We start from the raw sequence: 21,757 nt of genomic DNA on the forward strand, positions 1-21,757 counted from the left end.
GTAGAACGCCCGTTCAACCCCTCGTACGGAGAAATTTGCCAACAGCCAGCGGGAAGGTTGGCTCTTCCTGACAGACCGCTTCTAGGGTCACAATCACCACTATGGAGCCCCCTGTCCGTCTTGCCAGCACAGGAACGATCATCCACGGCGTGTCCGTAGGAGAGGTGCTGGGGGTGTCGACCTTGGCGGAGGCCCGTCTGATCGCGGGGGAGAGCGGGCTGGGCCGCATCGTGCAGCGCCTCAACGTCATGGAGGTGCCCGACATCCTGGCTTGGGTGAAGCCGCACGAGCTGCTGCTCACCACCGGCTACCCACTGCGCAACACCCCGCAGTCGCTGGGCCGGCTGGTCGCCGACCTGGACGACAGAGGGCTCGCGGCGCTGGCCATCAAGCTCGGCCGCTACGTCGACGAACTGCCGGAGGAGATGGCGGAGCAGGCCGACAGGCTCGGCTTCCCGCTCATCCTGCTGCCCAACGATGTCGGCTTCGACGACATCCTCAACCAGGTGCTCACCGACATCCTCAACCGCCAGGCCGCCGACCTGCTGCGGGCCGAGGAGGCGCACCGCGCGCTGGTGCAGGTCGTGCTGGCCGGCGGCGGGCTGAACGAGGTGACCGCGGAGGTGGCCGCGTTACTGGACGTGGCCGTGGCGGCCGTCGACGGCGCCGGCCGGATGCTGGCCTCCGCCGGGCCGTCCGACCACCTGGCCGCGCTGCGCGAGTCGATCTCCCACGAGGGCCCGCCGACGCCCGGCACGGCGGGCCGCGGCCAGTTCTTCGCCGCCGTCCCCGTCGTGGCCGGCGGCCACCACCACGGCCGCATCGTCGCCTACAGCCCGCTGGGCAACATCCGCGACAGCGACATCGGCATCCTGGAGCGCGCCGCCACGGTCGCCGCGCTGGTCGTGACCAGGCAGGAGGCGGTCAACGCGGTCGAGTCCAAGTACCGTGCCGACTTCCTGCGCGACGTCCTCACCGGCAGGGCCGGTACAGCGGAGCGGATCACCACCCGGGCCCGCGCCTTCGGCTGGGACCTGGAGCGCCCGGTCACGGTCCTGGTGGCCGAGCTGGACCCGGACTGCGACGAGCGCACCGCCCAGGACCGGCTGATCACCTCGTGGACCGCCGCGATGCGCCGCCACGACCCGCGCGGCGCGGTCGCCGGCTTCTCGCACGAGGTGGTGGCCGTGATCGACGCCGCGGTGGACGCGGCCCGCGTGGCCAAGGACGCCGCCTCGGCCTTCGCCGACATGCTGCCCGCCACGTTCTCCACCGGCACCTCGCGGACGTGCCCCGGCGCCGATTCGCTGCCCGAGGCCTACGCCCAGGCGCTCAAGGCGGCCAGGGTGGGCCGCCAGCTGCACGGGCGCGGCGCGGTCGCCCACTTCGACCAGCTCGGCGTCTACCGGCTGCTGTCGCTGGTCAACGACACCGAGGAACTGCACGCGTTCGTACGGGAGACGCTGGGGCCGCTGGCCTCCGACGACGACGCCGAGAACGCCGACCTGCGCCGCACGCTGCAGGTGCTGCTGGAGACGAACCTCAACGTGGCCGAGACGGCGCGGCGGCTGCACTTCCACTACAACACGCTGCGCTACCGGATCGGGAAGCTGGAGCGGCTGCTCGGCAACTTCACCGACGACCCCCACCTGCGGCTCAACCTGACGCTGGCCCTGCACGTACTGCGCATGCGCGGCATCTAGGCTGGGGCTCGTGGACCTGGAATTCGACCTCGACTCCGACTTCATCCCGCTGTGCGACCTGCTGAAGTACTGCGGCATCACCGAAACGGGCGGAATGGCCAAACAGCTCATCGCCGAGGGCATGGTGCTGGTGGACGGTGAAGTTGAGCTCCGCAAGACGCGCAAGGTGCGTTCTGGGTCGCTCGTCTCGGGCGACGGCTTCTCTATCAGGGTTCACTGACTGTACGGCGAGCCGCCCCTTGCGCCACCCGCCGTACTCCGGCCGGGCCCTGTCCAGGGAGACGCTCCTCCGGTGATGCGGGGTCGCTCGCCGCTACGACGCACGGGATCCACTTCCCGGGGTCCCGGCGTTCTGGCCTGCGGGGGGGAGACTCGCCGGAGGGGAGTTGGGGTAAAGGAGGCACGCGGCGATAAGCCACCTCTACCATGGGGAAGAACTGGCAGATCATGCCGATGTAACCGGCGGCGATCTGGCCTAATGTGCCCGCAAACGGCCAGCGGGGTGGCCACCGAACCGACGGCCCGGGCGAAAAGGGGCTCTCATGGTTTTGGGTTGGACCAAACACGGCGACGGCAAGCACCTGGCCCCGGGAGAGGTGGTCAGACCTGACGAGCGGCTGACCTGGCCGCGGATGATCGGGTTCGGGGCACAGCACGTGATCGCGATGTTCGGCGCCACGTTCGTGTTCCCGCTGGTGATGGGGCTCGATCCGAACGTGGCCGTGATGATGTCCGGCGTGGCCACGATCATGTTCCTGCTGATCGTGAAGGGCAAGATCCCCAGCTACCTGGGCACCAGCGCCTCGTTCGTGGGCGGCGTGTTCGCGATCAGGGCGGCCTTCGGCGGTGACACGCCAGGCACCGACGCGATCGTGACAGGGGCGATCCTGATCGCCGGGCTCGTGCTCGCGCTGGCCGGGGTGGCCATCCACTTCCTCGGCGTGCAGATCATCCACAAGATCTTCCCGCCGGTCGTGACCGGCGCGGTGGTCATGCTGATCGGGTTCGGGCTGGCGTTCGTGGTGGCGGACGTCTACTGGCCCCAGGACCAGTGGGTGGCGCTCATCACGATGGTCGTCACGTTCGTGGTCATCGTCATGTCCAAGGGGTTCATCGGGCGCATCGGCGTGCTGATCGGGCTCGTCGTCGGCTTCGTCCTGTCCTGGGTGCTCGACAAGACGGCCGGTCCGATCACCTCCGTGCTGCCGGGCGCCAACCTGCGCGACGCCGCGGGCGCGCTCTGCCAGAACGAAGGCACCTACTGCGTGGCCACCGCGTTCCAGCACGACCGGGTCAACTTCGCCAACCTGGCCAAGGCCCCCTGGATCGGCATCCCCGACTTCCACGCGCCCGACATCAAGGCCTCGGCCGTGCTGCTCGTGCTGCCCGCGGTGATCGCGCTGATCGCCGAGAACATCGGCCACGTCAAGGCCGTCGGCGAGATGACCGGCACCGACGTCGACCCGTACGTGGGCCGCGCCGTGGCCGCCGACGGCGTCGCCACCGTGGTCGCCAGCGCCGTGGGTGGCTCTCCGACCACCACCTACGCCGAGAACATCGGCGTCATGGCCGCCACGAAGGTCTACTCGACGGCCGCCTACTACATCGCGGGCGTGATCGCGATCCTGTTCGGCCTGTGCCCGAAGTTCGGCGCGCTGGTCGCGGCCACGCCGGGCGGCGTGCTCGGCGGCGTCACCGTCATCCTCTACGGCATGATCGGCCTGCTGGGCGCCAAGATCTGGGTCGAGAACCGGGTCGACTTCGCCGATCCGGTGAACATGGTTCCGATCGGAGCGGGCATCATCCTGGCAGTCGGACCGGTGAAGCATGTGATCGCCGGAGATTTCAGACTGGAGGGCATCGCGTTCGGCACCATCGTGGTGGTGGGCGGCTACCACCTGCTGCGGGCCCTGTCCGGGCGTCCCGCGACACCCGTGGGGAGCGAAGCAGGGTGAAGCCCCCGCCCTTCGAGCACCACGCCCCGGCGGACCTCGGCGAGGCTCTCGACGTGCTGGCCGAGGTGGGTTCGCACGGCAAGGTGCTCGCGGGCGGGCAGAGCCTGATCCCGATGCTCAACATGCGCCTGGCGGCCCCAGCTCACCTGGTGGACATCAACAGGATCGAGTCGCTGGCCGTGATCGAGACCCGGCCCGAGGGCGTGACGGTCGGCGCGCTGGCCCGCCACGCCCAGGTGGAGCGGGCCGGCGTACCGCCGCTGCTGCGGCAGGCGCTGCGGCTGGTGGCCCACCCGGTGATCCGCAACCGCGGCACGGTCGTGGGCAGCCTGGTGCACGCCGACCCGGCCGCCGAGCTGCCCGCCGTCCTGGCCGTCCTGGGAGGTTCCGTACGGCTGGCGCGGCGCGGCGGCGACGGCCCCGAGTTCACGGACGTGCCCGCGTCCCGGTTCTTCGTCGGGCCGATGGAGTCGTCGATCGAGCCGAGGGAGCTGGCCGTGTCGGCGTTCTTCCCTGCGCTGCCCGAACGGTCGGGCACGGCGTTCCTCGAGGTGGCGCGGCGGCACGGCGACTACGCCCTGGCCGGGGTGTGCGCGGTGGTGAGCCTGGATGAGGACCTGCGGGTGGAGGCGGCCCGGGTCGGGTGCGTGGGCGTCGGGCCCGTGCCGGTCGTGGTCGACGTCACGCAAACGCGCGGCGACTGGGGTGCGGCGGCGGCAGCCGTACGGGAGGCGATCGATCCGGAGACCGACATCCACGCGAGCGCCGGATACCGGCGGCATCTGACCGGGGTGCTGGCCGAGCGCGCCCTCACGGACGCGACCAGGGAGGCGGCGGCATGAGCGGCGCGAGCGAGCGGGACGTCACGCTGGTCGTCAACGGCGTGACCCGCCGGGTGCGGGTGCCCGCGCGGCGGCTGCTGTCCGACTGCCTGCGCCACGATCTCGGGCTGACCGGCACGCACGTCGGCTGCGAGCACGGCGTGTGCGGCTGCTGCACGGTGCTGCTCGAGGGGGAGCCGGTGCGCTCGTGCCTGACGTTCGCGGTGACGGTGGACGGGCAGTCGATCACCACGGTCGAGGGCCTGGCGCGCGACGGCGAGATGTCGCCCGTGCAGCGCGCCTTCGCCGAATGCCACGGGCTGCAGTGCGGCTTCTGCACTCCCGGCTTCCTCTGCACGGTGACCGCGTTCCTGCGCGACAACCCCGCGCCCACCGACGAGGAGGTCCTGGAGGGCATCTCCGGCAACCTCTGCAGGTGCACCGGCTACCAGAACATCGCCAAGGCGGTCCACCGGGCGGCCGAGCTCATCGCGGAGGAGGCCGGATGACGACGCGGCTGTTCGGGGAGCCGGTCCAGCGGCGGGAGGACCCGCGGTTGCTCACCGGGCAGGGCCGCTACGTCGATGACCTGGGCTCCGACGCCCTCGCCGCGGCATTCGTGAGATCCCCGCACGCGCACGCCCGGATACGGGACATCGACGTCTCCCGGGCTCTGGACGTGGACGGACTCATCGCGATCTACACGTGGGAAGACCTGCCGGAGCGCCTGGCACGCCCGCTGCCGCTGCTGATCCCGCACCCCGCGCTCACCCACGGCCGCACCGCCTACCCGCTGGCCAGGCAGGTCGTCCGCCACGTGGGCGAGCCGGTGGTCATGGTCGTGGCCGCCGACCGCTACCTGGCCGAGGACGCCTGCGCCCTGATCGAGGTGCACTACGAGCCGCTCAAGCCGGTCGTCGGCCTGGAAGAGGCAGTCCAGGGCGCCCAGCTGGTGCACGACGACGTGCCCGGCAACGTGGGCGCCAACCTGGTGCAGGAGGTCGGCAGCGCCAGGGAGAGCATCGAGACCTCGCCGCACACGCTGGCCTTCCGGCTCGACATCGAGCGCAGCGCCAGCATGCCGCTGGAGGGCCGCGGCGTCTACGCCCGCTGGGACGGCACCGACCTGCGCGTCTACTCCAGCACCCAGACCTCGACCAGCGTCAGGATGGCCGTCGCCGCCGCGCTCGAGCTGCCACTCACCCACGTCGAGGTCATCGCCCCCGACGTGGGCGGCGGCTTCGGCGTGAAGATCGTGCACCCGTGGCCGGAGGAGGTGCTGGTCCCCTGGGCGGCCATGACGCTGGGCCGCGAGGTGAAGTGGGCCGAGGACCGGCGCGAGCACTTCATCTCCAGCGCCCACGAGCGCGCCCAGGTGCAGTACGTGCGGGTCGGCTTCGACGACGACGGGCGCGTCCTCGGGCTGGAGGTGACGTTCCTGCACGACCACGGCGCCTACACGCCGTACGGGATCATCGTGCCGATCATCACGTCCACGCAGCTGCTCGGGCCGTACAAGATCGGCTCCTACCGGGTGGAGTTCACCTCCGTCTACACCAACACCGTGCAGGTGACGCCCTACCGGGGCGCGGGCAGGCCGCAGGGCGTGTTCTGCATGGAACGCACGATGGACAAGATCGCGCAGTACCTCGGCAAGGACCGCACCGAGGTGCGCGCCGCGAACCTCATCCAGGCCGGCGACTTCCCCTACGACCAGGGCATGATCTTCCAGGACGGGCGCCCGCTCATCTACGACAGCGGCGACTACCCCGAGATGCTCCGCATGATCAAGGAGCTGATCGGCTGGGACACCTTCGACAGGAAGCCCCACCGGGGGATCGGGATCGGCTGCTACGTCGAGGGCACCGGCGTCGGCCCCTACGAGGGCGGCCACGTCCAGGTCACCTCCGACGGCCGCGTGCACGTCTCGACCGGCCTCACCTCGCAGGGCCAGGGCCATCAGACCGTCTTCGCCCAGATCGCGGCCACCGAGCTGGGCGTCCCGATCGAGCAGGTGTCGGTGGTGACCGGCGACACGCGCCGCTTCGGGTACGCCGTCGGCACGTTCGCCTCCCGCGCCGCGGTGATGAGCGGCAACGCCATCGCGCTGGCCTGCCGTAAGGTCCGGGAGAAGGCGCTGAGGATCGCCGCCGAAGCACTGGAGGCCAACCCGGCCGACCTGGAGATCACCGACGGGCTCGTGCACGTCGTGGGCACGCCGCAGGTCTCGATCCCGCTGTCCACGGTCGCCGTGCTGGCCAACCCGCTGCGGTACGCCTTCGACGACGAGGCGGCCAAGGCCACCCAGTTCTCCGGCACCGCCTCGCCCGACCGGCCGCCGGTGGCCGAGGGGGAGGAGCCGGGGCTGGAGGGGCGCGACTACTACTCGCCGATCCGCTCCACGTTCGCCTCCGGCATGCACGCCGCCATCGTCGAGACCGACCCCGACACGGCCGAGATCCGGGTGCTGCGCTACGCCGTGGTGCACGACTGCGGCCGCATGATCAACCCGGCCATCGTCGAGGGCCAGATCCACGGCGGCGTCGCGCAGGGCATCGCCGGCGCCCTGTACGAGAAGATGGTCTACGACGGGCACGGGCAACTGCTCAACGCCTCGTTCATGGACTTCCTGATGCCGTACGCCACCGAGATCCCGAAGGTGGAGACCGCGCACCTGGAGACGCCGTCGCCGCTCAACCCGCTCGGCATCAAGGGCGCGGGCGAGGCGGGCGTCATCCCGGTCTCGGCGGTGATCGCCTCCGCGATCGAGGACGCCGAGGGCATCCCGATCGACCGCATGCCGATCTCCCCGTCAGACCTGTTCGACCTGCGGGCCCGGCAGCGCCGCTGACTCCTTCTGGGAGGATATGCGGCATGGATCTGGCGTGGCGGGGACTGACCGAGATGCCCGCGCAGGTGGGGGAGCAGGAAATCCTGCGGCTCGACGGCAACCGGTTGACCGAGGTGCCGAGCCTGGCCCACCTGGGCTCGCTGCGGGAGCTGCACCTGGACGGCAACAGGCTGCGGGCGCTGCCCGAGTGTCCGCCCGGGCTGCGGGTCCTGTTCGCCTACGGCAACGCGATCGAGACCCTGCCCGAACGGCTCCCGCCGGGCTTGCGCCACCTGGCCGTCGGCGGCAACCCGCTGTCCGGCGTGCCGAAGACGCTGTGGGAGCTGCGCGAGCTGGAGAGCCTCAACCTCGCCGAGTGCGGGCTGACCGACCTGCCGCCGGGGATCGGCGGGCTGCGGCGGCTGCGCATGCTCGACCTCGGCCACAACCGGCTGCCCGCCATCCCCGCCGAGCTGGGCGAGCTGGACCTGACCGAGTACCTCTACCTGAGCGACAACGGCTTCACCGAGGTGCCCGCCGCGCTGGGCAGGCTGGGGCGCCTGCCGTACCTCAACCTGACGGACAACCGCCTCACCACGCTCCCGGACGCGATCGGCGACCTGGCCTCGCTGGTCGAGCTGCGCCTCTACAACAACCGCCTGACGAGCCTGCCCGGCTCGATCGGCCGGCTGTCCCGGCTCAGGGAGCTCCACCTGCAGGGCAACCGGCTCACCGCCCTGCCCGCCTCGATCGCCGAGCTGGGCGAGCTGCGGCAGCTGGACCTCAGGAACAACCACCTCGGCGAGATCCCCGACGGGATCGGTGAGCTGACCCGGCTCAGGCACCTCGACCTGCGCAACAACCGCCTCAGGACGCTGCCGGGCACCCTCGGCGACCTGCCCGCCCTCGAGAAGCTCGACCTGCGCTGGAACAAGCTCGACCACGAGCCCGCCTGCCTGGACCGGCTGCGCGAGCGCGGGTGCGTCATCCTGCGGTCAGCTTCTCGGTCGTAAACGACCGAGCTTGCAGCTCCTCGCCGTCGACGGCTTCGACGGTCTGGTCCGCGTCAGGCAGCGTGACTCACTGCCCAGCCCGCTTCACCGCGTGAGGCGATGATGCGGGCTGCGTTGACGTCGGCGTGCTCAGCGAAGCCGCACGACGTGCAGGCGAAGGTTTCTTGGTCTGGACGGTTGCGCTTGTCCACGTGATGACACGTCGAGCACTCTTGGGAGGTGTAGGCCGGATCGACGTGGATCACGGCCACCCCCGCCCGGGCCGCCTTGTAGGCGATGAAGGCTCCCAGCTGGTGGAAACTCCACGAATGCAGCGTGACCCGCTGGGGCTTGCGAAGCCGTACCCGCTCGCGGATGCTCCCCAGGTCTTCCAGGGCGATCCCGCGTCCGGTGCGTTCTGCCACGGTCACGATCTGCTTGGCGATGACATGGTTGACGTTCGCGGCGAATCGGGCCTCCTTACGGCGGCGCCGTTTCAATAGCCGCTTGGCCGACTTGGTGGCTTTGGCCTGCAACCGGCGGCGTAGTTGGCGATGCCGGTGGCGGACCGCGGTCAGGCCTTTGCCGCTGTGTCGGGTCCCGGTACTGGTGGTGGCGATGTTGGCGATGCCCAGATCCACCCCCAGGAACCCATCCGGAGCGGTGAGCGGGACGTCCGGTATTTCGACGGTGGCATGCAGGAACCACATGCCGTCCCGGCAGACCAGATCGGATTCGCCTTTGCGGTGCTTGGCCAGCAGAACGAGCTGATGTGCCGATGCGGTGAACGCGATACCGCGCAGCCGCCCGGCCACCGTCCAGATCGACACCGTGCGCGCGTCGTACTGCCACGACAGGCACCGGTCGTCGTAGGGCTGCGCCGCGCCGGGACGGAAGGTGATCGGTTTGCCCTCGGTTTTGATCCGCCGCGCCGACCCCGGCTTGCCCAGGTTCCCGGCCGCCAGGTTGGCATGCAGCGTGCGGTAGGCGTCGGCGACCTTCTTGATCACATGTTGGGCGGCCTGAGCAGCCAGGGCGAACTCGGCCTTGAGCTGCGCGTAGGTGTGCTTGCGCAGATCGAAGTTACGAAAACACCGCTGGTTGAAGGCGATGCGCGAGACGAGGTTCGCGGCCTTGTTGGCTGCGCGCAGGGTGGTTTCCAGTGCCGCTGACTGCTCGGGCACCGGCAGGAGCTTCACCTGCACCACTAGCCTCATATCGAACACACTATCGGTCTAGTCCTCGCGTTGGGAACCCAACCCCGATATCCGCCGAGGCCGCAGCGTCGTCTGCAGTCTGCACGCACATTTGGTCCTTACCCCCAGATATGGCGGAAGGTGTTCAACGGCGAGATCCTGCGCCGCTGCGCCCGAGGTCGCTTGTCCGCCATGGTCAACAGGCTCAAGGACGTCTCCGCCCGGCTGCTGCGCAAGGTTCCCAGATCGCATCCGCACATACCTGTGGGGTAGCCACTTCTGGGCCCCTTCCTCCTTCACCACCTGCTGCGGCGGAGCCCCCCGTCGACCATCAAGGAGTACATCGAGAACCAGAAGCGTCTGGATTGACGTCCGGGCGGAAACCCGGGTCAGGGAAGCGGTTCCTCTCGCCGAAACACCCAGGGTTCCTCGCTAGTTGAGTTGAACCCGGGCTCGGGAGGCTGCGTATCTCGGCACATGACGACATTTCCGCGCCTGGTGGTGTGCGTGATGGCCGTGGGGCTGGGCGCCGCCTGCTCATCCGGCGGCACGCGCCTGGCCGCCGTCCAGAACCCGGCCAAGCCGCTCTCGGTCGAGCAGCTCGCCGCCAAGGTCGGGTGCGCGCCGCGCATCCAGGTGAACGCCACCGACATGCGGCAGGCCTACTGCAAGACGGTCGACGGGGAGTTCTTCCTGACGACCTTCACCACCCAGGCGGGCAAGGACGCCTGGATGGACACCGCGCCCGAGTACAACCCCCACCTCGTCGGCTACCTGTGGACCGCGCTGTCCAGCCGGCAGGTCCTCGAGCTGCTCAAGGAGCGGCTCGGCGGCGACCTCCACCTGAAGGACCACAGGACGATGAAGACCATTAACTGATTGGGTGACGCTTGTCATTCAATTGATTGATGATGTACGGTCGCCCTCATGGCAGCACGGAGGGCCCCGGAGGAACGCGGCGTCGCGGCCGCGCAGACGCGTGAGCGGATCATGGAGGCCGCGGTCGCGGAGTTCGGCGCCAAGGGCTACGCGGGCGCCCGCACGGCGGGGATCGCGGCCAGGGCGGGCGTCAACCAGCAGCTGATCGCCTACTACTTCGGCGGCAAGCAGGGGCTGCTCGACGCCCTGCGCGAGCGCTGGCAGGAGACCGAGGACACCATCGAGGGCTCCCTCGACGAGACGATCGGCAAGGCGCTCGACGCCACGCTCGATCGGCCCGACTGGGCCAGGCTGCTGGTGTGGCAGGCGCTCGGCGACTGCCCGTTCGCCGACGAGGCGGACGGGGAGCGCTTCGCGCGGTCCCAGCGGGCGCGGCTGGCCGAGGGCGTGGAGAGCATGCGCCGCCGCCAGCACGACGGCGAGGTCTCCGGGGAGCTCGATCCCGCGTTCGCGCTGCTGGTGACCTACGCGCTGGTGCTGGCGCCGATCACGATGCCGCAGTTCGTCGAGGGCGTGCTCGGGATGGACCCGATGTCGCCCGAGTACCGCAGCCGCTGCCGAGCCGAACTGGTCAAACTCCTCGGACGGGGATGAGGGAGGAATCCATGGTCGCGGTCGTCTTCGGAGCCAGGGGCAGCGTGGGCCGCCACGTCGCGGCGGGCCTGGCAGAGGCGGGTGTGCCGGTCCGCCGCACGAGCAGGAGCGGCTCCGCCGAAGGGTTCGTGGCCGCGGATCTGGAGCGGCCCGAGACGCTGCCCGCAGCGCTGGAGGGCGCCGACAGGGCCTTCATCTACGCCAAGCCCGACGGGATCGACGGGTTCGTGGCCGCGGCCAGGGGCGCCGGGGTGCGGCACGTGGTGCTGCTCTCCTCGGGCGCCGTGGTCAATCCCGGCGCGGAACGCAACCCCATCGCGGTCAGCCATCGCACGGTCGAGACCGCGCTGGAGGAGTCGGGGCTGGAGTGGACGTTCATCCGGCCCGGCATGTTCGCCACGAACACGCTGTGGTGGTGGGCCCGCTCCATCAGGGACGAGGGCCGTGTGCGCATGCCGTACCCGGAGGCGCAGACGGCGCCCATCCATGAGAAGGACATGGCCGCGCTGGCCGTCACCGCGATCACCCGGCCGGGGCACGCGGGTCAGGCCTACACGATCTACGGGCCGGAATCCCTCACGCAGCGCGAGCTCGTCAAGCACCTCGGGAACGCCATCGGGCGCGACATCCCCGTCGAGGAGCTCACCCCTGACCAGGCGCGGGTGGAGCTGGCCAGGACCATGCCGCCCATCGGCGTCGAAACGATGATGCGCGTGTGGTCGTCCAGTGTGGGCGTGCCCGCCCGCACGTCCGCGATCGTGCCCGAGCTGACCGGCCGCCCCGCCCACACCTTCGCCCAGTGGGCCCGCGACCACGTCTCCGACTTCTCCCGATAGCGGCGGTACGGCACGGGTCAGGCGGGCACGGCCACCCGCTTGCGGAACACCCAGTAGGTCCAGCCCTGGTAGACCAGCACGAACGGCAGCGCGATCAGGCCGATCCAGGTCAGCATCCTCATCGTGTACGGGCCCGAGGCCGCCTCGGCCAGCGTCAGCCCCGGCAGCGGCGCCCAGCGCAGCTCCATGAAGACCGACGCCGAGGCGAGCACGATCGCGGCGGCCGTGGCGGCGAACGCCCAGCCCTCGCGCCGCCGCCAGTTCAGCACGGCGCCCGCCGCCAGGGCGGCCATGGCGATCAGCGCGGGGACGGTGCCCAGGTTCGACAGCGCCACCACACCCAGCGGGATCGCGAATGCCCCCGCGATCAGCGCCGCGGTCCTGGCGCGGGCGCGCACCGGGCCCGTCGTCCGCAGCGCCAGGAACGCCCCGCCGTGCAGCACGCAGACGGCCAGCGTGAACGCGCCGCCGACCACGGCCGCCAGGACCGTGTCGTACAGCAGTTCGGCGAAGACGGCGCCCCACAGGAACGCCGGCAGCGCGCTGCCGAACACGATGCCCAGATCGCACCAGAACGGGTTGTCCACCTTGCCGCGCCACTCCAGGCCCACGCCGCGCACGATCAGCCCGACCAGGATCAGCGCCACCGGCAGGTAGAACGCGCTGAACAGGCCCGAGTACCAGGCGGGGAACGCGGCGAACATGGCGCCCACCGCGGTGATCAGCCAGACCTCGTTGCCGTCCCATACCGGCCCGATGGTGTCCAGGCTCTGCCGGTGCTCGCGCGGCCCGCGGCTGACGAACGGCGCGAGCAGCCCGACGCCGAAGTCGAAGCCCTCGAGCACGAAGTAGCCGGTCCAGAGGAAGGCGATGATGACGAACCACAGGTTGATCATGTTGGTGTCCTCAGTACATCAGCGACGGTTCGAGCTTCTCGGCCTGTGGCGCGAGTTCGGGCTCCTCGGGGCCCTTGCGCACGTGCTTGGTGATCAGTACGGCTTCCGCCACGGCGAGCCCGCCGTACAGGAGCGTGAAGATCGTCAGTGACGTGGCCACCTCGGCCAGCGAGACGCCGGGGGAGACGCTGGAGGCGGTCAGCAGCTCGCCGGCGACCGTCCAGGGCTGGCGGCCGATCTCGCTGAGCAGCCAACCGGCGACCACGGCGAGCAGCGGCAGCGGCAGGGCCAGGAGCATCAGCCTGGACAGCCAGGCCGGGACCTGGCGACGACGCCGGGTCAGCCAGAGCCCGAGCACCGACAGCCCGACGGTCGCCAGGCCGAAGACGATCATCAGGCGGAAGGACCAGAACACCACCGGCTGGTTGGGCCGGTAGTCGCCGGGACCGAACTGCCGCTCGAAGCGCTGCTGCAGATCCTCGGTGCCCTGGACGGTGGCGTTCGGGTCGTGGGTGGACAGGAAGCTGAGCACCTTCGGGATCTCCAGGCCCGGCGCCACCGAGAACGGCGCGCCCGCCGTGTCGCGCTGCAGGCCCTCGGCCGAGGCCAGCTTCATCGGCTGCTGGGTGTGCAGCAGCTGGGCCGAGCTGTCGCCGGTGAACGCGACGACGGCCCCCGCCAGCGCCGTCATCACCAGCGCCGCCCGTGCCGCGCTCCGCCACATCGGAGCCTTGGTCTTCAGCAGCCAGTAGCCGCTGATGGCCAGCACGAACCCGCCCGCCACGATGAACGCCGCCGCGATCACGTGCGGCACCTGGGCCAGCGCGGTCGAGTTCGTCAGCACCGCCCACAGGTCGGTCATCCTGGCCCTGCCGTTCTCCACGGTGTAGCCGACCGGATGCTTCATCCAGGCGTTGGCCGCCAGGATGAAGTACGCCGACAGGTTGGAGCCGAGGGCGGCCGCCCAGATCGTGGCCAGGTGGACCCGCTTCGGCAGCCGGCCCCAGCCGAAGATCCACAGTCCCAGGAAGGTGGATTCCATGAAGAACGCCAGCAGCGCCTCCATCGCCAGCGGCGCCCCGAACACGTCGCCGACGAAGGTGGAGTACTCACTCCAGTTCATCCCGAACTGGAACTCCTGCACGATCCCGGTCACCACGCCCATCGCGAAGTTGATCAGGAACAGCTTCCCGAAGAACTTCGTCAGCCGCAGGTACTCCTCCTTGCCCGTGCGGTGCCAGGCGGTCTGCAACCCGGCCACGAAGATCCCCAGCCCGATCGTCAACGGCACGAACAGGAAGTGGTAGACGGTGGTCACCCCGAACTGCCACCGCGCGAGATCAAGTGCGTCCATAGTCCCCTCACCGGACCGTTGCTCTACAGCTCGTAGAGCTTTCTACATAAAGTAGTACTACAGGTCGTAGAGCAACGCGATGCGATCTTCGTCACACGCGTTCTCCTCGGTGATTCCAGGGTCTCGAACCCACGCATTCCGGGCGTCCCCCGGCGGGTTGACTCGCCTCTACCTCTCTGGGCGGACAACCACGCTGTCGATCAGCTGCTCCAGCGGTACGGCAAGCCCCGCCTCCCTGGCCGCGGCCACGCCGCCGGGAGCCAGGGCGGCCTCGATCGTTCGCAGCGTGTGCGCGTAGCCGGCGGCGTGCACGGCGGGCAGGCCCGCCTCCAGCGTGGCCAGCAGCGCGTCGCGGGCCTGGCACAGCTGGGCGGCCAGCACGGGATCCGCCGGCGCCGCCACCCCGGCAAGCCCCTCCAGGCACCACGACAGGTAGATCGAGTTGCCGATCGCCAGGAACAGCCCGGCCGCCTCGGCGAACAGCGTGCGGGCGGCCTCTGCCCGTCCCGTCGCCAGTTCGGCGTGGCCCAGCATCGTGGCCGACATCGCGATGGCCCAGCGATCGTCGAAGCGGCGGGCCGCGACCAGGGACTCCTCGGCCAGAGCGCGGGCGCGCGGCAGGTCGCCGGTGGCCAGCGCGACGTGGGCGAGGTGGCCGAGCAACTGGGGCGCGACCCGTTCGTCGCCGCCGCGGCGATACAGCTCGAGTGCCTCCTCGTGGTAGGCGGCGGCTTGCTCGAACCTGTCCTGCATCTGGGCGCTCATGCCGAGCACGCGCAGGCTCTCCGCGGTGTTGCGGGCGTCGTGCAGGGCGCGGAACACCTCGACGGCCTCGGCCGCCAGGCGATCGGCCGCTTGATGGTCGCCGGCGTGCACGCTCTGCCAGGCGAGCAGCAGCAGTGCCTCGCCGGCGTCGCGGCGGCTGCCCGCCAGGCGGGCGGCGGCCAGGCCGCGCTCGGCCAGCTCGTAGGCGGGGCGCGACTCGCCCTCGAAGAAGCGGCTGTAGGACAGGCCGAGGAGGGCTTGGGCCTGCCCGGCCGTGTCGCCGGCGCGTTCGGCCAGCGCAAGGGCGCGGGTGTGGTCCGCGATGGCTGCGCCGTACCTGTCCTCCACCCTGGCGAGCAGGGCGCGGGTGTTGAGCGCGGTGACCGGGTCCTCGCCCAGCTCGACCAGGCGATCGCACCAGTCGCGGGCCCGGTCGAATGCGGAGCGGGCGATGGCCAGGCGAGCGGCGCCGTTGAGCGCGGCGAAGTAGCCGGCCGACGGCGGGAGCTCGACGGCGTCGGTGGCCCAGGCCAGGCCCTCGCCGAGGCGGCCTTGGTCGATCCAGAACTGCCACAGCGCGGCGCACATCCGCTGGGCGGCCTCGGCCTGGCCCTCGTGTAGTGCCCTGGCCAGGGCTGCACGCAGGTTGTCCTGTTCGGGCAGCGGGTCGCCGGTCTCGGCGACGGACAGGAAGCACGCCGTGTGCCTGGCGGCCACCGCTGCCGCCTCCCCGGCGGCCTCCAGCTCGGCCATGCCGTACTCGCGGATGGTCTCCAGCATCGTCAGGCGCGTGCCCGCGGCGGCGAGGCTGGCGTCGACCAGCTCGCCCACGTTGGCCAGGAAGTCCGGGTCTCCGCTGACGGCCTCGGCTGCCTCGAGCGTGGCACCGCCGGCGAACACGCTCAGCGTCCTGAACAGGGCCTTGGCCGGGGCGGACAGCAGCTGGTAGCTCCAGCCGACGGCGTCGCGCATGGTCTTCTGCCTGTCGGGCAGGTCGTGCGGGCCGCCGACCAGCAGGGGCAGCCGCGGCTCCAGCCGGGCCAGTAGCGCGTCCGGCGGCAGCAGCCTGACGCGGGCGGCGGCCAGCTCGATGGCCAGCGGCAGCCCCTCCAGACGGCGGCAGATCTCCTCCACCGCCGGCCCCTGATCGAGCTCGACCCCGGCCGCACGGGCACGTTCCACGAACAGGGCTCGCGAGGGATCCGGCTCGAGCGGCGCGATCCGGTAGTCGCGCTCGCCCCGCACGCGCAGCGGGATCCTGCTGGTGACCAGCGCGGTCACGCCCGGGCATGCGCCCAGCAGGTCGAGCAGATCGGCGCGGGCCTCGGCCACGTGCTCGAAGTTGTCGAGCAGTACCAGCACCCGCCGCTCGCGCAGCGCCGCGACGAGCCGCTGCTGGACGGGGACCGCGTCCCGCTCGTCCAACCCGAACCTGGCCGCCACGGCCGCGATCACCAGCCGCGGCTCCCGCAGCGGCGCCAGGTCCACGAACACCGCCTCGTCCGGCAGCCGATCGGCGACCTCGAGCGCCAGCCGGGTCTTGCCCACCCCGCCGGGGCCGGTCAGCGTGAGCAGGCGCGTCTCGCCCCGCCGCAGGATGTCGACCAGCGCCGCGGTGACCCCCTCCCGGCCGATCAGCGGCGTGAGCGGGCGCGGCAGCCCGTGGGCGCCCCTGGTCAGCCTTTCCCGTTCCACACCCAGCGCTGCCGCCAGCAACGCCACGGTCTCCATGCGGGGTGTCCTGACGGGATCACGCTCCAGATCGCTGACGGCGCGGGCGCTGATGCCCGCCCGCTCGGCCAGCCCCTCCTGCGTGAGCCCGGCCGCCAGGCGCAACGCCTTCAGAGAGTGGCCGAATGTCATGCCAACGGTGAGCCTTCGTCATGGTCGCCCGCGCCGCGCCGGGTCATGCTCGCTCCCATGACGCCGGAGGAGCTCAAGGAACGCGGGCGGCGCATCGCCGAGGAGCTGTTCAACCAGGGAGACCTCTCGGTCGCGGACGAACTCATCGATCGGGACTACACGCAGTACATCGCCGCCGGACGGCGCACCGTTTCCGGCCTGGCCGCGGTCAAGGACCAGATCGTGCGGCTACGGCAGGCCTTTCCCGACCTGCGGTCCCACGTGGACGAGCAGATCGCGGAGGGCGACACGCTCGTCCAGCGGCTGACCGTGCGCGGCACGCACGCCGAGACCGGGCGGGAGATCGAGTTCGACCTCGTGGACATCGCCAGGGTCGGCGCGGACGGCACGTTCGTCGCGCGCTGGAGCCTGGCCTCGCTGGGAGAGGAACCGCCATGCCTTTGACGAGACCAAGGAGTGTGTCATGACGGAGATGGGGCCGCGTGGCACGCTGCTCGCGTTGCGGGTCGTGACCGTGGCACATGGCCTGAGCCTGGCGGCGCAGCCCATGTTCGCCGGCGTCTACCTCGGGGGCGAGGTGAGCGCGCTCGACCTGCACGACGTGAACGCCATCTTCGCCGGCATCCTGGGGATCGCGCAGGTCGTGGCCGCGGTCGTGTTCGTGTGGGGCGGGCGGGGACGCGCCTGGCCGCTGTGGTGGTCGATCGTGATCCTGGTCGTGGAGGAGGCGCAGGCCTCGCTCGGGTCCATGGGGCTGCTGCCGGTGCACGTGCCTCTCGGGGTCTCGCTGATCTCCGGGCAGGTCCTGTTCACCGTCTGGCTGTTCCGCGCCGCCGCGGGCGCCGCCCGCACCCCGAAGCCCGCCCGCGCCTCCACCGCCACGTCCAGCACCTCTTCAAGCCCGGCCGGTTCCTCGATGGGCGCGGACGGGTCCTCCGCAGGTGCGTCCGGGGGCGGGAGGGCGGCGTCATGAGGATGTCGCGGCGGGCGTTTCTCGGCACGCTGGGTGTGACGGCGCTGGGGGCGGTCAGCTTCGGCGGGCTCGCACTGCCGGGGCCGGCCGTGGTCTCCAGTACGGCGCGGCTGCCGAGGCCGTTCACGGTGCCGCTGCCCGTGCCACCGGTTGCCGTGCCGGTACGGCGGGACGCGGGCACCGACTACTACGAGATCGTGCAGCGGGAAGCCGACGTGGAGATCCTGCCGGGATTGCGGACGCGGATCCTGTCCTACGACGGGACCTTTCCCGGCCCGACCGTGGCCGGCCGGAGCGGGCGGCGGGTCGTGGTGACGCATCGGAACCGGTTGGCGGAAGCCACGAGCACACATCTGCACGGAGGGCACACTCCCGCGGGCAGCGATGGGCATCCCACGGATCTGGTCGGTCCCGGGTCGTCGCGGGATTACGTGTATCCGGGGGCGCAGCGGGCCGCGACGCTCTGGTACCACGACCACCGGATGGACTTCACCGGGGCCGACGTGTACCGGGGGCTGGCCGGGTTCCACCTGGTGCGCGACGCCGAGGAGGAGGCGTTGCCGCTGCCCAGGAGGGAGCGCGAGGTGCCGCTGATGATCGCGGATCGAGCCTTCGCGGAGGACGGCTCGCTGATCTACCCCGGCATGTCCGGAAATTTCATGAACGGTGTGCTGGGGGACGTCGTGCTGGTCAACGGCGCTCCGTGGCCGGTCTTCGAAGTGGAGGCCGCGCGGTACCGGCTGCGCCTGCTCAACGCCTCCAACGCGCGGCGCTACGGTCTGGCGCTCGAGCCCGGCCTGCCGTACACGCAGATCGGGTCGGACGGTGGCCTGCTCGAGCGGCCGGTGACACATGACGAGATCCAGATCTCGCCGGGGGAGCGCTACGACGTCATCGTCGACTTCTCCGGGGTGCGGCCGGGTGGCGAGGTCACCATGCGCAACACGCTCGGCAGCGGGTCGACGGCCCAGGTGATGCGCTTCAGGGTGACGCGCAGGACGGCGGACGAGTCCCGGATCCCCGCGCGGCTGGCCAGGGTCGAGCGGCTCGATCCTGCCCGTGCCGTGCGCACCAGGGAGTGGCGGTTCAGCCGCGATCACGACTCCGGCATGTGGCTGATCAACGGCCTGCCGTACGCGCCCGATCGTGTCGACGCCGCGCCGCGGCTGGGCGAGGTCGAGATCTGGCGGTTCGTCACGGAGCTGCGGCATCCGGTGCACGTGCACCTCGATCCGTTCCAGGTGATCTCCCGGCGCGGCGAGGAGCCGGGGCCGCTGGACGGTGGATGGAAGGACACCGTGGACGTCAGCCCCTCCGAGTACGTGGACGTGGCGGTCCGCTTCACCGACTACCCCGGGCGGTATCTGGTGCACTGTCACAATCTGGAACACGAGGACATGGCGATGATGGCGACCTTCGCCACCACCTGAGGAGCGCGATCCCCGCCGCCGCGGCCACCAGCGCGCACACGCCCGGCCAGCGCAGGTGCGTGAACGCCTGCACGCCCAGCCACGAGCCCGCGCTGCCGCCGGCGAACGAGCAGGTCATGTAGGCCGTGTTCAGCCTGCCGCGCGCCTCGGGGCGGAGCGCGAAGATGCGCGCCTGGTTGGCCACCTGGCCCGACTGCATCGCCACGTCGAGCAGCAGCATCCCCGCCGCCAGCCCCACCAGCCCGGCCGCGCCGCCGCGCGTGCCGATCAGCAGGACGGCGGCCGCCGCCACGGCGCCGAGCAGGCACACCAGGTTCACGCGGTCGGGTCCACCCCGATCCACCCACCTGCCCGCGAACGGAGCCGACACCATGCTCCCGGCCCCCACCAGCGCGATCAGCCCCACGGCCTGCGCCCCGAGCCCGTAGGTCGGCCCCGTGACCAGCAGCGCCAGGCTCGTCCACGCGGCGCTGAACCCGCCGAACATCATCGCCTGGTAGAGGCACGACCTGCGCAGCTCCGGCTCGGCCAGAATCAGCCGGACGGGCTCGACGAGCAACCGGGGATGCCACCCCCGTACGGCCTCGGCTCGCGGGCGGGGGAGGACGGCGCGCAGGACGGCGGCGAGGGTGAGGGCCGTCGCCGCGGCCACCCAGTAGGGAGCGCGCCAGCCGAGCCACTCGCCGAGCGTGCCGCCGAACGTCCTGGCCAGGAGTATGCCGCCGATCAGGCCGCTGAGCAGCGTCCCGGTGACGGCGCCGCGGCGTTCCTCGCCTGCGAGCCCGGCGGCCATCGGGATGATGATCTGCGGCACCACGGTCGTCACGCCGACCGCCGCGCTGGCCGCCACCAGCACGGGCAGCCCGGGCGCGAACCCCGCCACCAGCAACCCCGCACCGGTCAGCACCAGCAGCGTCACGATCAGCGGCCGGTGCGGCACCCGGTCGCCCAACGGCACGAGGAGGAACAGCCCGGCCGCGTAACCCAGCTGGGCGGCGGTCACCACCAGCGCGGCGTCGTCGGCGGGTAATCCGAGCCCCGCCGCGATCAGCGGGCTGACGGCCTGCGGGAAGTAGATGTTGGCCACGGCCACCCCGCAGGCGATCGCCAGGATCAGGATCACGCGTCCTCCTTGGAACCGGTTTGACTGGTTCGGGACAGTACCAGTTAAACCGGTTCCGGGGTAGGGTGAGGATCATGGAATTCCGCGAGGGGGCCGGCCGCCTGAGCCTGGACTACATCCGCACGCTGCGCCGCCGCGGCCTGGCAGACGAGGCGGAAGAGTTGCCGGACGCGAAGGCCCTCGCCACGTGGATCCACCAGTTCGTCCCCGGCCTGCTGACCACCGCCGCGCGCGATTCGGGCGAGGGCTCAGGGGGAGACGTGCGGGTCGAGGAGGCGTGGGAACTGCGGGAGGCAGTGCACGCGCTGGTGCTGGCGGCGCGGGCCGGGCGCGTGGTGGGGCAGGGCGAGCGGGACGTGGTGAATCGCGCGGCCGCGCGGCCGGTGCCGGCGCCGTTGCTGGGGGGTGACGGGCGGCTGCGCTGGGCGGCCGAGGATCCCGTCGCGGCGGTGCTGTCCCTGGTGGCGCGTGACGTGCTCGAGCTGGTCACCTCGCCGGCGATCGAGCGGGTGCGCGCGTGCGCGGGAGATGGCTGCGCCGCCCTGTTCCTCGACGGGTCACGGCCGGGTACCCGCCGCTGGTGCTCCATGGGCACCTGCGGCAACCGGGCCAAGAAGCAGACCCTGCGGGCCAGGGCCGCCGGGGCCTCCTAGGCCATGGCGCGCAGGTAGGCCCGGAGGTTGCCCAGCTCGAAGCCCCGCCGGTGGATCTTGTCGACCAGGATGCGGAAGTCCCTGGCCAGGTGGGGGCGGAAGTGGATGAGCAGGATGTCACCCGGCCGCAGCCGCTTGTCCGGCACCTGGTAGGCGATCTTGCCGCCGGGCTGCACGGTGGCCGTCCACAGCAGCACCTTCTTCATCCCGCAGGCCGCGGCGGCCCGCAGCGTGTCGGTGTTGTAGTTGCCGAACGGCGGCCTGAACAGCGTCGGCCTGACCCCGATCTCCTTCTTGATGACCTGCGCGGAGCCGCAGATCTCCCGCCGCTGCGCGTCGTAGCCGAGCAGCCGCAGGTTGGGATGGGTGAGCGTGTGATCCTCGATCGGCGCGCCCGCATCACGCAATTGCCGGAAATATCCCCATTTGCCGGCACCCACGTACCGGCCCACGCCGCCGGTGGGGTCCGGCGTCCCCCGGGCCTCCACCGCGTCGCGCATCGCGAACACGGTGATCGGGATGCGCTTGTCGCGCACCTGCTTGACGAAGCCGGGATCCTGCTCCCACCCGTCGTCGATGGTCAGGAAGACCACCTTCCGCTTGGTCGGGATCGAGCTGATCACCGGCAGCGGCCCGTCGCCCGCCTGGAGTCGCCGGACCTCGCCCGGCTTCGGCAGCACCCCGGTCGGTTCCCGTACGGCAGGCCGCGACGGCGACGCCGAGGCCGTGCGCGTCCCGGATCCCGTGTCTCCCACGGGGGGCGGGCTCTCCGCCTGGCCGGCCGTACAGCCCGTGATCAGAACAACCGCCACACCTGCCACACCCGCCAGGCGT

20 protein-coding genes are annotated in these 21,757 nt (G+C 71.1%); 14 read left to right on the top strand and 6 right to left on the bottom strand.

Annotated features, from left to right (window positions below; all coding sequences use genetic code 11):
* The first annotated feature begins 101 nt into the window (after window positions 1–101).
* From ACIBHX_RS03900 to ACIBHX_RS03930, 7 genes are all read left to right on the top strand, one after another.
* Window positions 102–1,703 carry a PucR family transcriptional regulator gene (locus ACIBHX_RS03900; RefSeq protein ID WP_397063934.1) on the top strand — a complete coding sequence of 534 codons (1,602 nt, stop codon included), beginning with the start codon at window positions 102–104 and terminating at the stop codon, window positions 1,701–1,703.
* A 10-nt stretch (window positions 1,704–1,713) separates the two neighbouring features.
* Window positions 1,714–1,923, top strand: coding sequence for an RNA-binding S4 domain-containing protein (locus tag ACIBHX_RS03905; RefSeq protein ID WP_397063936.1), 210 nt, complete (start codon window positions 1,714–1,716; stop codon window positions 1,921–1,923).
* Window positions 1,924–2,245: 322 nt separating this feature from the next.
* Window positions 2,246–3,658 (top strand): uracil-xanthine permease family protein, encoded by a 1,413-nt coding sequence (locus tag ACIBHX_RS03910; protein ID WP_397063937.1) that lies wholly within the window; start codon window positions 2,246–2,248, stop codon window positions 3,656–3,658.
* On the top strand, window positions 3,655–4,500 hold the full coding sequence (locus ACIBHX_RS03915; RefSeq protein WP_397063938.1) for an FAD binding domain-containing protein: 846 nt from the start codon (window positions 3,655–3,657) through the stop codon (window positions 4,498–4,500). Before ACIBHX_RS03910 ends, ACIBHX_RS03915 begins: the two co-directional genes overlap by 4 nt.
* Entirely contained in the window at window positions 4,497–4,988 is a 492-nt protein-coding gene (locus ACIBHX_RS03920; RefSeq protein WP_397063940.1) for a (2Fe-2S)-binding protein, read from the top strand. Before ACIBHX_RS03915 ends, ACIBHX_RS03920 begins: the two co-directional genes overlap by 4 nt.
* Window positions 4,985–7,330 (top strand): aerobic carbon-monoxide dehydrogenase large subunit, encoded by a 2,346-nt coding sequence (gene cutA, locus ACIBHX_RS03925; protein ID WP_397063942.1) that lies wholly within the window; start codon window positions 4,985–4,987, stop codon window positions 7,328–7,330. Before ACIBHX_RS03920 ends, cutA begins: the two co-directional genes overlap by 4 nt.
* Window positions 7,331–7,353: 23 nt before the next feature.
* Window positions 7,354–8,322 (top strand): leucine-rich repeat domain-containing protein, encoded by a 969-nt coding sequence (locus tag ACIBHX_RS03930; RefSeq protein ID WP_397063943.1) that lies wholly within the window; start codon window positions 7,354–7,356, stop codon window positions 8,320–8,322.
* Between the two features lie 53 nt (window positions 8,323–8,375).
* On the opposite strand, the gene ACIBHX_RS03935 is transcribed toward ACIBHX_RS03930, so the two are convergent.
* Entirely contained in the window at window positions 8,376–9,518 is a 1,143-nt protein-coding gene (locus ACIBHX_RS03935) for an RNA-guided endonuclease InsQ/TnpB family protein (protein WP_397063945.1), read from the bottom strand.
* Between the two features lie 456 nt (window positions 9,519–9,974).
* On the opposite strand from ACIBHX_RS03935, the gene ACIBHX_RS03940 reads away from it, so the two are divergent.
* From ACIBHX_RS03940 to ACIBHX_RS03950, 3 genes are read left to right on the top strand one after another with little or no spacing between them, the layout of a single operon-like run.
* The gene (locus tag ACIBHX_RS03940) at window positions 9,975–10,376 is read left to right on the top strand and encodes a hypothetical protein (RefSeq protein ID WP_397063947.1); all 402 of its coding nucleotides are present in this window, start codon (window positions 9,975–9,977) and stop codon (window positions 10,374–10,376) included.
* 48 nt (window positions 10,377–10,424) lie between these two features.
* The gene (locus ACIBHX_RS03945; protein ID WP_397063949.1) at window positions 10,425–11,030 is read left to right on the top strand and encodes a TetR family transcriptional regulator; all 606 of its coding nucleotides are present in this window, start codon (window positions 10,425–10,427) and stop codon (window positions 11,028–11,030) included.
* An 11-nt stretch (window positions 11,031–11,041) separates the two neighbouring features.
* Complete coding sequence (locus ACIBHX_RS03950) at window positions 11,042–11,866, top strand: NAD(P)H-binding protein (protein ID WP_397063951.1); 825 nt, start codon at window positions 11,042–11,044, stop codon at window positions 11,864–11,866.
* Window positions 11,867–11,883: 17 nt separating this feature from the next.
* On the opposite strand, the gene cydB is transcribed toward ACIBHX_RS03950, so the two are convergent.
* The 3 genes from cydB to ACIBHX_RS03965 form a co-directional block, all read right to left on the bottom strand.
* Entirely contained in the window at window positions 11,884–12,762 is an 879-nt protein-coding gene (gene cydB / locus ACIBHX_RS03955; protein WP_397063953.1) for a cytochrome d ubiquinol oxidase subunit II, read from the bottom strand.
* 10 nt (window positions 12,763–12,772) lie between these two features.
* Entirely contained in the window at window positions 12,773–14,116 is a 1,344-nt protein-coding gene (locus ACIBHX_RS03960) for a cytochrome ubiquinol oxidase subunit I (protein ID WP_397063955.1), read from the bottom strand.
* Between the two features lie 168 nt (window positions 14,117–14,284).
* Window positions 14,285–16,744, bottom strand: a complete 2,460-nt coding sequence (locus tag ACIBHX_RS03965) for an ATP-binding protein (RefSeq protein WP_397063957.1) — start codon at window positions 16,742–16,744, stop codon at window positions 14,285–14,287.
* A 57-nt stretch (window positions 16,745–16,801) separates the two neighbouring features.
* Here ACIBHX_RS03965 and ACIBHX_RS03970 point away from each other — a divergent pair, with 57 nt between their 5' ends.
* The 3 genes from ACIBHX_RS03970 to ACIBHX_RS03980 are packed head-to-tail and all read left to right on the top strand — an operon-like array spanning window position 16,802 to window position 19,147.
* Window positions 16,802–17,188, top strand: coding sequence for an ester cyclase (locus ACIBHX_RS03970; protein WP_397063958.1), 387 nt, complete (start codon window positions 16,802–16,804; stop codon window positions 17,186–17,188).
* Window positions 17,189–17,207: 19 nt separating this feature from the next.
* Window positions 17,208–17,717, top strand: a complete 510-nt coding sequence (locus ACIBHX_RS03975; protein WP_397063959.1) for a hypothetical protein — start codon at window positions 17,208–17,210, stop codon at window positions 17,715–17,717.
* Window positions 17,714–19,147, top strand: coding sequence for a multicopper oxidase family protein (locus ACIBHX_RS03980; RefSeq protein WP_397063961.1), 1,434 nt, complete (start codon window positions 17,714–17,716; stop codon window positions 19,145–19,147). Before ACIBHX_RS03975 ends, ACIBHX_RS03980 begins: the two co-directional genes overlap by 4 nt.
* Here the strand turns inward: ACIBHX_RS03980 and ACIBHX_RS03985 are convergent.
* Entirely contained in the window at window positions 19,059–20,270 is a 1,212-nt protein-coding gene (locus tag ACIBHX_RS03985) for an MFS transporter (RefSeq protein WP_397063962.1), read from the bottom strand. The two genes, ACIBHX_RS03980 and ACIBHX_RS03985, sit on opposite strands and share 89 nt — an antisense overlap.
* A gap of 74 nt (window positions 20,271–20,344) precedes the next feature.
* Between ACIBHX_RS03985 and ACIBHX_RS03990 the strand changes: the two genes are divergently transcribed.
* Window positions 20,345–20,923, top strand: coding sequence for a CGNR zinc finger domain-containing protein (locus tag ACIBHX_RS03990; protein WP_397063964.1), 579 nt, complete (start codon window positions 20,345–20,347; stop codon window positions 20,921–20,923).
* Here ACIBHX_RS03990 and ACIBHX_RS03995 read toward each other — a convergent pair.
* A complete protein-coding gene (locus tag ACIBHX_RS03995; RefSeq protein ID WP_397063966.1) occupies window positions 20,920–21,735 on the bottom strand; it encodes a polysaccharide deacetylase family protein in 816 nt (271 codons plus the stop codon). The two genes, ACIBHX_RS03990 and ACIBHX_RS03995, sit on opposite strands and share 4 nt — an antisense overlap.
* Window positions 21,736–21,757: the final 22 nt, after the last annotated feature.

Source organism: Nonomuraea sp. NPDC050536, assembly GCF_044457685.1.
GTDB lineage: Bacteria > Actinomycetota > Actinomycetes > Streptosporangiales > Streptosporangiaceae > Nonomuraea.